The sequence below is a fragment of the Mycolicibacterium sp. ND9-15 genome, assembly GCF_035918395.1.
Classification (GTDB): domain Bacteria; phylum Actinomycetota; class Actinomycetes; order Mycobacteriales; family Mycobacteriaceae; genus Mycobacterium.
This window is the reverse complement of sequence record NZ_CP142362.1, coordinates 4,266,013-4,279,906: the sequence shown is the minus strand read 5'-3', so window position 1 is coordinate 4,279,906 and position 13,894 is coordinate 4,266,013. Positions and strand designations below refer to the sequence as shown.

Below are 13,894 nucleotides of genomic sequence, written 5' to 3'. Positions count from 1 at the left end.
GCGTCCGACACGCGTCAGGTAAGGGCCCTGCATTAGCGTTGGCGTCTATGGCGCCGCGGGTCTGCAGCCGGGTATGCGTGGTCGGCAGTGTCAACGCCGATCTCACGTTCACCGTGCGCGCTCTGCCTCGCCCCGGCCAGACCGTGCTGGCGTCCGGCCTGTCGAGCTCGCCAGGCGGTAAGGGTGGCAACCAGGCGGTCGCGGCGGCCAGGGCCGGCGCGGCGGTGCGGCTGGTTGCCGCGCTCGGCAGTGACGGGTCGGCCGATCGGTTGCGCGCTCACCTCGACGCCAACGGAGTCGGCCTCGACGGCGTTGTCACGGTGCCCGGCCCGAGCGGATCGGCCGTCATCCTCGTGGACTCGTCGGCGGAGAACACGATCGTCGTCGCACCGGGTGCGAACGCCGCGCTGAGCGTCGATTCCGCCGAGGTGCGGGCCGTCGTAGCCGACAGCGACGTGGTGTTGCTGCAACTTGAGATCCCCATTCCCACCGCCATAGCCGCCGCCGGGGTGGCACGCGCCGCCGGTGCAGCCGTGATCATGAACGCCTCACCGACGGGGGCCGCACCGCACGACCTGCTCGCGTTGTCCGAGTTGGCCGACGTCGTCGTGGTCAACGAGGCCGAGGCCGGCGAGTGGCACTGGCCGGTGCCCCATCTGGTGATCACCCGCGGTTCGCGCGGGGCGAGCTATCTGGGCGACGGCGAACGCTTCAACGTCCCGGCACCGGCGGTGCGGGCGGTGGACACCACCGGCGCGGGTGACGTGTTCGCCGGCGTGCTCGCCGCGCACTGGCTCGACGGTCACGAGACCGCACTGCGGCGAGCCTGCGCCGCGGCGGCCTTGTCGACGTTGGTCCCGGGGGCGGGCGATTGTGCGCCGTACGCCGAGGCCATCGACGACGCGGTATCCAACCGAGCGACAGAAAGGCAGCTATGACGACCACCCAGCCGAGCACCACCAGCAGCCCGCGACCGCCCGAGGGCGACTGGCTCGGCACCCCGTTCCTGAAGTTCACCCGCGAAGGCGCGTTCGGGGTGTGCCGGCTCGACCGGCCGGAGGCCCGCAACGCGATGACGCCCGCGATGTATTTCGGGATCAAGTACGCGGTCAAGCACGTCGAGGGCGATCCGGATCTCGCCGGACTGCTGATCACGGGCACCGGCGACGTCTTCGCGCCCGGCGGGGACATGGGCGGGGGCGGCGCCGACAACTGGATGACCTTCGGGCCCGCGCTGGGGATGGACGCATTGCCGTTCGACACGCTGCGCCAGTCCGCGAAACCCGTGGTGGCGGCGGTGAACGGGCTGTGCCAGGGCGGTGGGCTGCAGATCGCGCTGTGCGCCGACATGGCCGTGGTCAGTGAGCGGGCCACATTCCGGGTGCCCGAGCTGTACCGCGGGATCGCCGACACGTACTACAGCCACATGCTGGCCCGGCTGATCGGGCCGGTTCGCACTCGCGACCTGATGTTCACCGGGCGAACGCTGTCCGCGGCCGAGGCGCACGACTGGGGCATGGTGGCCCGGGTGGTGCCCCACGACGAGCTGCCCGAGGCCGCTCGGGAGGTCCTGGCGCAGTGTTGCCGTACCGCGCCCGCGGCCAGAACGGTCGTCAAGTCCAGCCTCGACAACTACATCGGCCTCTACGACCGTATCGGGATGCAGGCCAGCCTCGGTGCGCCCGAGTCAATCGAAGGGTTCATGGCGTTCAAGGAGCGCCGCTCCCCGAACTGGGTGCATCCCGACCTGCGGATCGGCGGCCGCCTCTGACTTGCGATTTGTGGAGCGCTACCGGCGCTCACCGCCGGTGCGGCTCCACAGATCGCGAGTCCGCGAAGGAGTCAGCATGCCGATCACCGCAATCGTCCTGTTCGTGTCGTTTGCCTTACTCGGGTTCGGTTGGCGCAGTTGGCGACAGCGCCGCCGGACCGGCTCGACCGGCTTCCGCGGCATCAGCGGCCGGCCGCTGTCGCTCGAGTGGTTCGCCGGGGTGGGCTTCATCGTGGCCATGGGCGCCGCGGTCGTCGCGCCGGCCCTGCAGTTGGCCGGTGTCGTCGCACCGTTGGCACCGTTCGACCGCCCGTGGCTGAACATCGCCGGCATCGTGATCGCGGTACTCGGCATCATCGCAACGCTCTACGCCCAGTTCGACATGGGTGACTCGTGGCGGATCGGGGTGGACGCGGGCGAGACCACGACGCTCGTCCGCAGCGGCGTGTTCGGTTGGGTGCGCAATCCGATCTTCACCGCGATGTTGATTTTCGGCCTGGGGATCGCATTGATCACACCGAATGTCGTCGCTGTCGTCGGCTTCGTCCTGCTGATCGCGACGATCGAGGCTCAGGTGCGTGTCGTCGAGGAGCCGTATCTGCTCGCCACACACGGCGACGCATACCGCGACTATCTCGCGACCGTGGGCCGGTTCGTGCCCTACGTCGGGCGCGTTTCGGTGCGCTAGCGATCGGATACGCACCGAATCGCGTTACTCCTCGGGGATCTCCCGCTCGATCTCGTCGAGCCAGATACGGGCGGACATGTCCGACGGCGCCCGCCAGTCACCGCGCGGGGAAAGCGATCCGCCGTGCGAGACCTTCGGCCCGTTCGGCACGGCCGAGCGCTTGAACTGTGCGAACGAATAGTAGCGCTGTGCGAACACCTGCAGCCAATGCCGAATCTCCTTCAGCGAGTAGGCAGGCCGCTTGTCCTCGGGAAAGCCGGTCGGCCAGTCGCCGCGCCCAGGATCGCTCCAGGCATGCCAGGCCAGGAACGCCACCTTCGAGGGGCGGAACCCGAAGCGCAGCACCTGGAACAACGAGAAGTCTTGCAGCACATAGGGTCCGACCTTGGACTCGCTGCTCTGGATCTCTTCGTCCTCGCCGGCGGGTATCAGTTCCGGCGAGATCTCGGTGTCGAGCACCGATTGCAGCACCTCGTTGACCGTGTCGTCGAATTGCTTGGAGGTGATCACCCAGCGAATCAGGTGCTGGATCAACGTCTTCGGCACGCCGCCGTTGACGTTGTAGTGCGACATCTGGTCGCCGACGCCGTAGGTCGACCATCCGAGCGCGAGCTCGGACAGGTCGCCGGTGCCCAGCACGATCCCGCCGCGCTGATTGGCCAGCCGGAACAGATAGTCCGTGCGCAGCCCGGCCTGCACGTTCTCGAACGTGACATCGTAGACCTTCTCGCCGCGACCGAATGGGTGGTCCATGTTCTTGAGCATCAGTTCCGCCGTCGACTTGATGTCGAGTTCGGTGAACGTCACGCCCAGCGCCTCGGCCAACCGCAACGCGTTGCCCCTGGTGCGGTCTCCGGTGGCGAAACCCGGCATGGTGAACGCGAGAATGTCGCTGCGTGGGCGCTGTTCGCGATCCATCGCCCGGGCGGCGACGATCAGCGCATGGGTCGAGTCCAAACCTCCGGACAGCCCGAGGACGATCTTCGGGTAGTGCAGCGCACGCAACCGTTGTTCGAGCCCGGCCACCTGAATGTTGTAGGCCTCGTAGCAATCCTGTTCCAGTCGTTCGGGATCCGATGGCACGAACGGAAACCGCTCGATGTGCCGGAGCAGGCCGATGTCACCGGACGGTGGATCGAGCTGGAACTCCACCCGCCGATAGGAGTCCGTCGAGGCGCCGTGGTGTCTGCGGTTGTCGTCGAAGGTGCCCATCCGGATGCGTTCAGCGCGCAGCAATTCCAGGTCGACGTCGGCAACCGATCGGCGCTCGCCCTTCGGGAACCGCTCGGACTGCGCAAGGCACTCGCCGTTCTCCCAGATCATCGTCTGGCCGTCCCAGGCGAGGTCGGTCGTCGACTCGCCCTCCCCCGCCGCGGCGTAGACGTAGGCGGCCAGGCACCGCGCCGACGCCGAGCGGGCCAGCAGGCAGCGGTCCTCGGCCCGGCCGATCGTGATCGGGCTGCCGGACAGGTTGGCCAATACCGTCGCGCCGGCCAACGCCGCCGACGCGCTCGGCGGGATCGGCACGAACATGTCTTCGCAGATCTCGACGTGCAACACAAAGCCCGGCATGTCGGTCGCGGTGAACAACAGATCGGGGCCGAAAGGCACGTCGGTGTCGCCCATTCTGATCGCGCCGCGCACATCGTCACCCGGAGCCATCTGGCGTCGCTCGTAGAACTCCCGGTACGTCGGCAGGTAGGACTTCGGCGCCACGCCGAGCACCCGCCCACGATGGATCACCACGGCGGTGTTGTAGATCCGGTGCCGATAGCGCAGCGGGGCACCGACCGCCAGCACCGGCATGAGATCTGCCGACGCGACGACGATGTCGAGCACCGCGTCCTCGACCGCATCGAGCAGTGCGTCCTGCATCACGATGTCCTCGATCGAGTACCCCGACAGCGTCAGCTCCGGGAAGACCGCGAGCGCGACATTGTCGTCGTGGCAGGCGCGTGCCAACCGCAGCACCGATTCGGCATTGGCCGGCGGGTCGGCAAGCGCCGTGCGGTGCGTGCAGGCGGCGACGCGGACGAAGCCGTGCCGGTACGCCGAGTAGAAATCCATGCCTCATTGTTGCCCGAAAACGGAACGGGGTATGCAAGTCCCCATGAGTGACACCGTTGTGCTGGTCATCGACATGATGAACACCTACCGTCATCCCGACGCCGAGAAGTTGGCGCCACATGTCGCCGAGATCATCGACCCGCTGGCCCGGCTCGTCGCCGAGGCCGGCGAACGCGACGACGTCGACCTCATCTACGTCAACGACAACTACGGCGATTTCAGCGCCCAGTTCAGCGATATCGTGCAGTCGGCACTGCAGGGTGAGCGGCCCGACCTGGTCGAGCCGATCGTCCCGCAGAAGGGCTGCCGGATGCTGACCAAGGTGCGCCACAGCGCCTTCTACGCCACATCGCTGGCCTACCTGCTGGGGCAACTGGAGCCGCAGCGGGTGGTCCTCACCGGTCAGGTCACCGAGCAGTGCATCCTCTACACCGCGCTGGACGCCTATGTCCGGCACTTTCCGGTCGTCGTCCCACCGGATGCGGTCGCTCACATCGACCCGGAACTCAACGACGCGGCGCTGACCATGATGAAAAGCAATATGAGCGCCGAGATCACTCTGGCTGCACAGTGTTTGCCCTGATCAGTTGCGACCCGATCCGGGCGTTTCGCGCAGCCGTAGGTGGGTAGCCCGTCTCCGGCGGTGTCAAGGATTGGGAGAACTGCCCATGCCCGTACCCGCAGCATGCTGCCGGAGGCAGGGATGAGTGATACGAAGCGCGATCGCGTCGCTGAACCATGGGGCATACGCACGCCGTACGGAAAGGGCGGACACTGGCCCGACCGAGTCGACATGCACATCGCCGACGGGCTGGACCCGGAAGCGGTCGACCGGTGGGTGCCCTCAGCGTCGGTGCTGCATTCCAACGGCGACGGACTCGACATCGCGGTCAAGGACGGCCGCATCGTCGGCGTCCGCGGACGGGCCGTCGATCGCGTCAACCACGGCCGGGTCGACACCAAGGACCTCTTCGGGTGGCAGGCAGGGGCATCCGCCGACCGGCTCACCGCTCCGTTGGTGCGCCAGAACGGCAAACTGGTCGAAACCGACTGGGACACCGCAATGGAGCGGATCGTACGCCGCAGCAAACATCTGCTCGACACGTTGGGTCCGAGCTCGTTCGGTTTCTACACCAGCGGTCAGCTTTTCCTCGAGGAGTACTACACGCAGGGTGTGATCGCCCACGGCGCGATCGGCACCAACCACGTCGACGGAAACACCCGGCTGTGCACCGCGACGGCGGCCGAGGCGCTCAAGGAGTCGTTCGCCTGCGACGGCCAGCCCGGCTCCTACACCGACGTCGACCACGCCGACGTGATCGCCCTCTTCGGGCACAACGTCGCCGAGACCCAAACCGTGTTGTGGATGCGGATGCTCGACAGGCTGGCCGGTGAGGACCCGCCCGCCATCGTGTGCGTCGATCCGCGACCGACTCCCGTCGCGCAGCACGCCACGGTGCATCTCGCGCCCATGCCGGGCACCAACGTCGCGTTGATGAACGGGCTTCTGCACGAGATCCTGCGCAACGACTGGGTCGACCACGACTACGTCGACGCCAATGCGGTCGGCTTCGACGAGCTGCGCAAGAGGGTTGCCGAGTTCCCACCCGACCGTGTCGCGGAAATCTGCGACGTGCCCGCCGAGGACATCCGGGAGGCCGCACGACTGCTCGGCACTGCCGACACACTCCTGTCGACCGTCCTGCAGGGCTTCTACCAATCCCATCAGGCCACGGCTGCGGCCGTGCAGGTCAACAACATTCACATCGTTCGCGGAATGCTGGGCAAGCCGGGGTGCGGAATCCTGCAAATGAACGGCCAACCCACTGCGGAGAACACCCGCGAGTGCGGCGCGGACGGTGATCTGGCGGGATTCCGCAACTGGTCCAACGACTCTCATATCGAAGAGCTCGCGCGGCTGTGGAACATCGACAAGTTGCAGATTCCGCACTACGCGCCGCCGACGCACGCGATGCAGATGTTTCGTTACGCCGAGCAGGGCACGTTGCGGCTGCTGTGGATCAGTGCCACCAACCCCGCTGTGTCGCTTCCCGAACTGCACCGTATCCGAGACATCCTGGGCCAAGACCGGTTGTTCGTGATCGTCCAGGACGTCTTCCGCACCGAGACCACCGAACTCGCCGACGTGGTGCTGCCCGCCGCGGCATGGGGTGAGAAGACGGGCACCTTCACCAACGCCGATCGCACCGTTCACCTCTCGGACAAGGCCGTCGACCCACCGGGCGAGGCGAAGTCGGATCTGGACATCTTCCTCGACTACGCGCGGCGGATGGACTTCCGGGACAGCGACGGCGCACCCCTGCCGCCGTGGACCGACGCCGAGTCGGCATTCGAGGCGTGGAAGCGATGCAGTGCCGGACGTCCGTGTGACTACACCGGTCTGAGCTACGACAAGCTGCGGGACTCCGGCGGAGTGCAATGGCCCTGTAACGCAGACAATCCCGACGGCACCGAGCGGCTGTACGCCGACGGCCGATTCTGGGCGACGCCCGATTACTGCGAGGCCTACGGCAAGGACCTGATCACCGGCGCGCCACTGGAGCCCACCGAGTATCGCGCGATGAATCCCCTGGGTAAGGCGATCATCAAGGCGGCCGAATACATTCCGCCGCACGAGCCACCGCGCGCCGAGTATCCGTTCGCGTTGATCACCGGCCGGACCCTCTACCAGTTCCACACTCGCACCAAGACAGGGCGCGCACCGCAACTGCAGGCGGCCGCCCCGGATGTCTGGGTGGAGGTGTCGAAAGCCGACGCCGGCCGGTTCGGCGTCACAGAGGGCGACGTCCTCGAGATCAGCACGCCGCGGGGGTCGGTGACCGCCCAGGCCCGGGTCTGTGGAATCCGCAACGGCGTGCTGTTCTTGCCATTTCACTACGGCTATTGGGATGTCGACGAAGAAACGGGGCATCACCGCGCCGCCAACGAGTTGACGATCACCGACTGGGATCCGGTGTCCAAGCAGCCCATCTACAAGACCGCGGCAGCCCAGCTGCGCCGGATAGCCGGCTCGACGTCGCCCGCCCCCGCACCGACCACCGCGGCGGCGGCTCCGGTTTCCGCCGACGTCGACGCGACGACCGGCGGGACGGCGGCCGAGGCTACGGAGTTCCTGACATCTGCGGAGAAACCATGAAACTCGGCATGGCGCTTCGAGAGTTGCACCGCTCGGAAGTGCGGCTGGCCCGCTCGCTTGACTCGGTCGCCGCTCGCCACCACAGCGATCACGCCATCTACCATGTGGCGCTCGGTCTGGCCGGATGGTCGCGCGAGCATGTGGAACTGATCGCCGAGACCGGGCGGTGCTACGGCGTCCGGCTCCGTGCTCGTCCGCGCACCTCGGCGCTCACCGAGTCTGTGCAGCGGTGGGTCAGCGACCGCCTCGGCCGACGTCCTGAACCGGCGCTGCTGCTGCTCGCCGATCTACGGCGGCTGCACCGACAGGCCGCCGGTGTTTCGCTCGACTGGGAGCTGCTGGCCCAGGGGGCCCAGGCGGCCAAGGACGAACGGCTGCTCGAGCTGGCTCAGCGGTGTCATCCGCAAGCGCTGCGGCAGATGCGCTGGGCCAATGCGATGCTCAAAGAACTGTCGCCGCAGGCGCTGATGAGCTGAGACTCGTACTCTCGGTCATGTGGAAGCGCCCGAACTCGTCGACGTGCTGCGTGGCCGCCGACTCGCCGTGCTCACCGGCGCCGGGATCTCCACCGACTCCGGGATCCCCGACTACCGCGGGCCGGACTCGCCGCCGAGCAACCCGATGACGATTCGGCAGTTCACCTCCGACGCCGGGTTTCGGCAGCGCTACTGGGCGCGCAACCATCTCGGCTGGCGGCACATGGACGTCACGCTTCCCAACGTCGGCCATCGAGCGCTCGCGGCGCTCGAGGCCGCGGGTGTGGTGCCGGGGCTGATCACCCAGAACGTCGACCTGCTGCACACCAAGGCCGGCAGCGGCAACGTCGTCAACCTGCACGGCACGTACGCCCACGTGGTCTGTCTGGATTGCGGGCACACCATGTCGCGAGCCGCGCTGGCCGGCCTGCTGGAAGCCGCCAACCCGGAGTTCGCCGAGCGGGCCGCGGAGGCCGTCGGCGGCATCGCGGTCGCACCGGATGCCGACGCCGTCGTCGGCGACACCGGGTCGTTCCGCGTCGTGGACTGTCCGCACTGCGGCGGGATGCTCAAACCCGACATCGTCTACTTCGGCGAAAACGTGCCCAAAGAGCGTGTGGAGCACGCATATTCACTGCTTGACGAGGCTGACGCCCTGCTGGTGGCCGGCTCGTCGCTGACGGTGTACTCGGGCTATCGCTTCGTACGCCGCGCCGCGGCGGCAGGCATGCCGATCGCGATCATCAACCGCGGATACACCCGCGGCGACGACCTGGCGACGGTCAAGATCGACAACGGATGCTCCCCCATGCTGGCGTTATTGGCCGACGAGCTGCCCGCGAGGGGATTTCGGTGCGCATCCAATCGCTAGGCGATCAGTAGCGCACCGAAATCCCTCTTAGTACTGCAGCCGTAGATCGGGTGTGGTGGGATTCGGCGTGTCTGCCCAGGTCGAGGCGGTGACCGCGGCATTGTTCAGAGTTTGTGAAGACAACAGAAAATGCCGCGGCCGCCGCGGTTCATAGCGTAGACCCTGACCGATGGCAGGCCGAGTTCTCGGCGGTGTTGGACCGCATCGCGCCGCGTTTTGCCCGCTACGAGCCGCTGCGGCATGCCGGCGCGTTGATGGCCGGACTGGTGTCGGGTCTGGATCGCAAGAATTGCTGGACGATCGCCGAGCACCGCGGCGCGGCCACGCCCGATGGTCTGCAGCATCTGCTGGCACGCGCCAGCTGGGACGCCGATGACGTTCGCGACGATCTGCGCGACTACGTCATCGACGCCTTCGGAAATCACGAGGCGATCCTGGTCGTCGATGAAACCGGGGATGTCAAGAAGGGCACCCGCTCGGTCGGTGTGCAGCGCCAATACTCTGGTACCGCGGGCCGCATCGAGAACTCCCAAGTGGCGGTGTATCTGACCTACGCCGCACCCCGCGGACACGCTCTGATTGACCGGGCCCTGTATTTGCCCAAGTCCTGGACCGAGGATCCTGACCGCTGCACCGATGCGGGGATTCCCCACGAGCACAGGGGTTTTTCGACTAAGCCGGGGCTGGCCCGGGCGCTGATCGCCCGCGCTGTCGAGGCGAAGATTCCCGCGGGGTGGGTGGCCGGCGATGAAGTCTACGGCGCTGACCCGCGCCTGCGGGCCGACGTGCGCACGCACGGCCTGGGCTACGTGCTGGCGATCGCGGCCAACCGCCGGGTGCCCACTCACGCCGGTCCGATACGCGTCGATGCGCTGCCGGCGTTGATCCCGGCTCACGCTTGGCAGCGCCATTCCGCCGGCGCCGGGGCACACGGCCCCCGGCTGTACTCCTGGGCGTGGTTTCGGCTGCTACCTGAAGACGACACCGACAACGGTGTGCACCATTTGCTGATCCGCCGCAACGATACGACCGGCGAGCACGCCTACCTACGCTGCTACAGCCCGCGGCCGGTCCCGCTGCGCACCCTGGTTGCCGTGGCCGGACAACGCTGGCGCATCGAGGAATCCTTCCAAGCTGCCAAAGGTCTTGTCGGCCTCGACCAGCATCAGGTCCGGCGCTGGACTTCCTGGTATCGCTGGACCACCTTGGCCATGCTCGCGCATGCCTTCTTGGCCGTGGCCTGCGCCATCGAACGCGACACTCAACCCGCCCCGACAGGCCTGATCGCCTTGACAGTCAACGAGTTTCGTCGACTATTCGACGCCCTGCTGCTCGTCACCAACCAGACCCTCACCAGCCTGCTGGCCTGGTCACGATGGCGAAGACGCCACCAGTACCGAGCACGGATATCGCACTACCGACGACGCCTAAATCAATGATCCCGATCTACGGCTGCAGTATTAGACGGCCACCAAATCGTCGGCGTGGACCGCCGGGCGCCGCAGTTCCGGCGGCAGGTCCGACGTCGACCGGCCCAACATCGACGCCAGTTCGCCGCGGTCGTAGGCGACCACGCCGCGCGCGACCATCGTCCCGCCCTGCGATCGCAACTCGACGACGTCGCCGCCGTAAAAGCGCCCCGACACCGCGGTGATGCCCGCGGGCAGCAGCGAGCGCCGCTGTCGTACCACTGCGTGCACCGCCCCGTCGTCGAGCGTCAGAGCGCCCGCGGCCTCGGCGGCGTACCGCACCCAGAACCGGCGCGCCGACATCCGCTCGGGTCGCGGAGCGAACACCGTGCCGACCGACGCGTCCGCCAGCGCGGCCGCCGCGTCCGATGCGGCGGCCAACAGCACCGGCACCCCTGCGTCGGCGGCCAGCAGGGCTGACGACAGCTTCGACGCCATTCCTCCGGTACCCAGATGGCTGCTCCGGCCGGCCACCACACCGTCCAGATCGCCCGGCCCCGCAACCTCGGAGATGAAGCGCGCCCCGCCTGTTTCGCGCGCTTTTCGAGGATCCGACTCGTAAAGCCCGTCGATGTCTGACAGCAGCACCAGCGCGTCGGCGCCGACCAGGTGCGCCACCAGCGCCGAGAGCCGGTCGTTGTCCCCGAACCGGATCTCGTTGGTGGCCACGGTGTCGTTCTCGTTGACGATCGCCACCGCGTGCAATGCCCGTAACCGGTCGAGTGTGCGTTGTGCGTTGGTGTGCTGCACCCGCATCGAGATGTCGTGCGCGGTCAGCAGCACCTGTCCGACGGTGCGCTGGTACGGGGCGAACGCCGCACTCCACGCATTGACGAGCGCCACCTGCCCGACGCTGGCCGCCGCCTGCTTGGTCGCCAGGTCAGTGGGGCGTTTCGACAGTCGCAGCGGTTCGATACCCGCCGCGATCGCCCCCGACGACACGATCACCACGTCCGAACCGGCCTTCATCCGGCCTTCGATGGCTTCGACCAGTACGGCGAGCCTGCTGGCGTCGAACACCCCGGACGGCGTGGTCAGCGCCGTGGTGCCGATCTTGACGACGACGCTGCGCGCGGTCCGGATCGCTTCCCGGTGCGCCGAATCGCCGGAGTGCACGGGGGCCGTCATGACTCACCGCCGGGTTTGCGTCGCTCCTTGCGGGCGGCCTTGCGGTCAGCAGCGCCGACCCGGTCGGTCTGCTCGAGGCGCTGATCGGTGCCACGGCCCGACATCGGCACGTCCACCCCCGCAGGGGTCTGTGGCTCCCAATCGAACGTGACCTCCCCGATCGTGACGGCGCATCCGGGCCGGGCGCCCAGCTTGAACAGTTCCTCTTCCACACCGAGCCGTGCCAGCCGGTCGCCGAGATATCCGACCGCCTCGTCATTGGCGAAATCGGTTTGGGCGACCCATCGTTCGGGTCGAATCCCATGTACGACGAAGCCGCCGTGACCGTCCGGGTCGATGGTGAAGCCGCTCTCGTCCACGGGGACGGGCCGGATGACGGGCCGGCGCGCAGCCGGCGCGGGCTGTGAGTCACGGTAAGCCGACACCATCTCCCACAGGGCGAACGTCAACGGCCGCAACCCTTCTCGGGTGACAGTGGAGACCTCGAACACCGGCCAGCCGTACCTGCGCTCGACCTCGTCGCGCACGAAGTCGGCCAGCTCCCGCGCGTCGGGCAGGTCGATCTTGTTCAGCACCACCGCGCGCGGACGTTCCGCGAGGTCGCCGAGCGTCGTATCCCCTTGCAGCGTCGGCGTGTACGCGGCCAACTCGGCTTCCAGGGCGTCGATGTCGGAGACGGGGTCGCGGCCCGGTTCCATCGTCGCGCAGTCGACCACGTGCACCAGCACCGCACAGCGTTCGATGTGGCGAAGGAAGTCCAATCCGAGCCCGCGTCCCTCCGACGCGCCGGGGATCAGGCCGGGCACGTCAGCGACGGTGAAGGTGTTGCCCCCGGCAGACACCACGCCGAGGTTGGGCGCCAGCGTGGTGAACGGGTAGTCCGCGATTTTCGGCTTGGCCGCCGAGATGACCGAGACCAGCGAGGATTTACCCGCGGACGGAAACCCGACGAGCCCGACGTCGGCGACGGTCTTGAGTTCCAGGGTCAGGTCGCGGGCCTGGCCCTTCTCGCCCAGCAGCGCGAAGCCCGGGGCCTTGCGCGCCCGCGACGCCAGTGCGGCGTTGCCCAGACCGCCGCGGCCGCCGGCGGCGGCTTCGAAGCGGGTGCCGGCGCCGACGAGGTCGGCGATCAGCCGGCCGTGCTCGTCGAGCACGACGGTGCCGTCGGGAACGTTGACCTCGAGATCTGCGCCCGCGGCCCCGTCCCGGTTGCTGCCCGCGCCCGGCTTGCCGGACGGCGCCACGACGTGCGGGTGGAAATGGAAGTCGAGCAGCGTGTGCACTTGCGGATCGACGACCAGGATCACGCTGCCGCCGCGGCCGCCGTTGCCGCCGTCCGGGCCGCCGAGGGGTTTGAACTTCTCGCGGTGCACCGACGCGCAGCCGTTACCGCCGTTGCCGGCCCGCGCGTGGATCACGACGCGGTCGACGAACCGGGGCATCGGACTTCCTTTCCGTGACGAGTGTGAAGCTACCGCCGGATCTCAGCCTGAAGTCGCAGCAGCTTCACATTCGCGGCGGAAAGTCAGGCCTCCTGGGGCGACGGTCGCACGACGCTGACGGTCTTGCGGCCGCGCTTGGAGCCGAACTCGACCGCGCCGGGAGCCGTGGCGAACAACGTGTCGTCACCGCCACGGCCGACGTTAGTGCCGGGATGGAAATGAGTACCCCGCTGCCGCACCAGAATCTCGCCGGCCTTGACGATCTGGCCGCCGAACCGCTTGACGCCGAGCCGCTGTGCGGCGGAGTCACGACCGTTACGCGAGCTGGACGCGCCCTTCTTGTGTGCCATGTCTGTGGTTCCCCTCAGTGCTTTCTGTTCTTCGCCTGACGGCTCATCACTTGATGCCGGTGACCTTGAGGACGGTCAGCTGCTGACGGTGTCCCTGCCGCTTGTGGTAGCCGGTCTTGTTCTTGAACTTGTGGATGCGAATCTTGGGGCCCTTGGTGTGCTCGAGGACCTCACCGGTGACGGCGACCTTTTCCAGCGCCTTGGCGTCGGCGGTCACCTTCGACCCGTCCACGACGAGGGCCACGGGCAGCGAGACGCTGGCGCCCGGCTCGGAGTCGAGCTTCTCGACCTTCACCACGTCACCGACGGCGACCTTGTACTGCTTGCCGCCGGTCTTGACGATTGCGTACGTAACCTTGTCGGCTGCCATCGTCCTGCTTACTCCTACGTCGTTCAGTGGGCGCGCGCTACTTGCTGCTGCGCTGGTCTGGATTTCCGACTGCCGCCGACTCGCGTTTCCAGAGCCTGGCGACAA

At 67.6% G+C, this 13,894-nt stretch carries 13 protein-coding genes; 8 read left to right on the top strand and 5 right to left on the bottom strand.

Annotation, left to right across the window (positions count from 1 at the left end):
- Positions 1 to 47: 47 nt before the first annotated feature.
- The 3 genes from QGN32_RS20455 (at position 48) to QGN32_RS20445 (ending at position 2,459) form a co-directional block, all read left to right on the top strand.
- On the top strand, positions 48 to 938 hold the full coding sequence (locus tag QGN32_RS20455) for a PfkB family carbohydrate kinase (RefSeq protein WP_326546083.1): 891 nt from the start codon (positions 48 to 50) through the stop codon (positions 936 to 938).
- The gene (locus QGN32_RS20450) at positions 935 to 1,771 is read left to right on the top strand and encodes an enoyl-CoA hydratase/isomerase family protein (protein WP_326546082.1); all 837 of its coding nucleotides are present in this window, start codon (positions 935 to 937) and stop codon (positions 1,769 to 1,771) included. Before QGN32_RS20455 ends, QGN32_RS20450 begins: the two co-directional genes overlap by 4 nt.
- Positions 1,772 to 1,847: 76 nt before the next feature.
- Positions 1,848 to 2,459, top strand: a complete 612-nt coding sequence (locus QGN32_RS20445; RefSeq protein ID WP_326546081.1) for a methyltransferase family protein — start codon at positions 1,848 to 1,850, stop codon at positions 2,457 to 2,459.
- Positions 2,460 to 2,483: 24 nt separating this feature from the next.
- On the opposite strand, the gene QGN32_RS20440 is transcribed toward QGN32_RS20445, so the two are convergent.
- Positions 2,484 to 4,526 carry an NAD(+) synthase gene (locus QGN32_RS20440; RefSeq protein WP_326546080.1) on the bottom strand — a complete coding sequence of 681 codons (2,043 nt, stop codon included), beginning with the start codon at positions 4,524 to 4,526 and terminating at the stop codon, positions 2,484 to 2,486.
- A 43-nt stretch (positions 4,527 to 4,569) separates the two neighbouring features.
- Between QGN32_RS20440 and QGN32_RS20435 the strand changes: the two genes are divergently transcribed.
- The 5 genes from QGN32_RS20435 to QGN32_RS20415 all read left to right on the top strand — a co-directional run bounded on the left by QGN32_RS20435 (position 4,570) and on the right by QGN32_RS20415 (position 10,469).
- Positions 4,570 to 5,109, top strand: coding sequence for a cysteine hydrolase family protein (locus QGN32_RS20435; RefSeq protein ID WP_326546079.1), 540 nt, complete (start codon positions 4,570 to 4,572; stop codon positions 5,107 to 5,109).
- A 120-nt stretch (positions 5,110 to 5,229) separates the two neighbouring features.
- On the top strand, positions 5,230 to 7,683 hold the full coding sequence (locus QGN32_RS20430) for a molybdopterin oxidoreductase family protein (RefSeq protein WP_326546078.1): 2,454 nt from the start codon (positions 5,230 to 5,232) through the stop codon (positions 7,681 to 7,683).
- Entirely contained in the window at positions 7,680 to 8,159 is a 480-nt protein-coding gene (locus tag QGN32_RS20425) for a hypothetical protein (RefSeq protein ID WP_326546077.1), read from the top strand. The genes QGN32_RS20430 and QGN32_RS20425 overlap by 4 nt, the downstream gene beginning before the upstream one ends.
- Before the next feature lie 19 nt (positions 8,160 to 8,178).
- The gene (locus QGN32_RS20420; protein ID WP_326546076.1) at positions 8,179 to 9,030 is read left to right on the top strand and encodes an NAD-dependent protein deacetylase; all 852 of its coding nucleotides are present in this window, start codon (positions 8,179 to 8,181) and stop codon (positions 9,028 to 9,030) included.
- A 194-nt stretch (positions 9,031 to 9,224) separates the two neighbouring features.
- Positions 9,225 to 10,469, top strand: a complete 1,245-nt coding sequence (locus tag QGN32_RS20415; RefSeq protein WP_326548954.1) for an IS701 family transposase — start codon at positions 9,225 to 9,227, stop codon at positions 10,467 to 10,469.
- A gap of 21 nt (positions 10,470 to 10,490) precedes the next feature.
- Here the strand turns inward: QGN32_RS20415 and proB are convergent, their stop codons facing one another.
- The 4 genes from proB to rplU form a co-directional block, all read right to left on the bottom strand.
- Positions 10,491 to 11,627, bottom strand: a complete 1,137-nt coding sequence (gene proB, locus QGN32_RS20410) for a glutamate 5-kinase (protein WP_326546075.1) — start codon at positions 11,625 to 11,627, stop codon at positions 10,491 to 10,493.
- Entirely contained in the window at positions 11,624 to 13,069 is a 1,446-nt protein-coding gene (gene obgE, locus QGN32_RS20405; RefSeq protein ID WP_326546074.1) for a GTPase ObgE, read from the bottom strand. Before obgE ends, proB begins: the two co-directional genes overlap by 4 nt.
- An 83-nt stretch (positions 13,070 to 13,152) precedes the next feature.
- Positions 13,153 to 13,419, bottom strand: a complete 267-nt coding sequence (gene rpmA, locus QGN32_RS20400) for a 50S ribosomal protein L27 (protein WP_326546073.1) — start codon at positions 13,417 to 13,419, stop codon at positions 13,153 to 13,155.
- A 46-nt stretch (positions 13,420 to 13,465) separates the two neighbouring features.
- Positions 13,466 to 13,789 (bottom strand): 50S ribosomal protein L21, encoded by a 324-nt coding sequence (gene rplU, locus QGN32_RS20395; RefSeq protein ID WP_326546072.1) that lies wholly within the window; start codon positions 13,787 to 13,789, stop codon positions 13,466 to 13,468.
- Positions 13,790 to 13,894 lie beyond the last annotated feature (105 nt).

Excerpts from the sequence above, each read along its gene's own strand:
- proB (WP_326546075.1), bottom strand. The coding sequence starts at position 11,627 with ATGACGGCCCCCGTGCACTCCGGCGATTCGGCGCACCGGGAAGCGATC.
- QGN32_RS20425 (WP_326546077.1), top strand. The coding sequence starts at position 7,680 with ATGAAACTCGGCATGGCGCTTCGAGAGTTGCACCGCTCGGAAGTGCGG.
- QGN32_RS20440 (WP_326546080.1), bottom strand. The coding sequence starts at position 4,526 with ATGGATTTCTACTCGGCGTACCGGCACGGCTTCGTCCGCGTCGCCGCC.
- QGN32_RS20450 (WP_326546082.1), top strand. The coding sequence starts at position 935 with ATGACGACCACCCAGCCGAGCACCACCAGCAGCCCGCGACCGCCCGAG.
- rpmA (WP_326546073.1), bottom strand. The coding sequence starts at position 13,419 with ATGGCACACAAGAAGGGCGCGTCCAGCTCGCGTAACGGTCGTGACTCC.
- QGN32_RS20435 (WP_326546079.1), top strand. The coding sequence starts at position 4,570 with ATGAGTGACACCGTTGTGCTGGTCATCGACATGATGAACACCTACCGT.
- QGN32_RS20445 (WP_326546081.1), top strand. The coding sequence starts at position 1,848 with ATGCCGATCACCGCAATCGTCCTGTTCGTGTCGTTTGCCTTACTCGGG.
- rplU (WP_326546072.1), bottom strand. The coding sequence starts at position 13,789 with ATGGCAGCCGACAAGGTTACGTACGCAATCGTCAAGACCGGCGGCAAG.
- obgE (WP_326546074.1), bottom strand. The coding sequence starts at position 13,069 with ATGCCCCGGTTCGTCGACCGCGTCGTGATCCACGCGCGGGCCGGCAAC.
- QGN32_RS20455 (WP_326546083.1), top strand. The coding sequence starts at position 48 with ATGGCGCCGCGGGTCTGCAGCCGGGTATGCGTGGTCGGCAGTGTCAAC.
- QGN32_RS20430 (WP_326546078.1), top strand. The coding sequence starts at position 5,230 with ATGAGTGATACGAAGCGCGATCGCGTCGCTGAACCATGGGGCATACGC.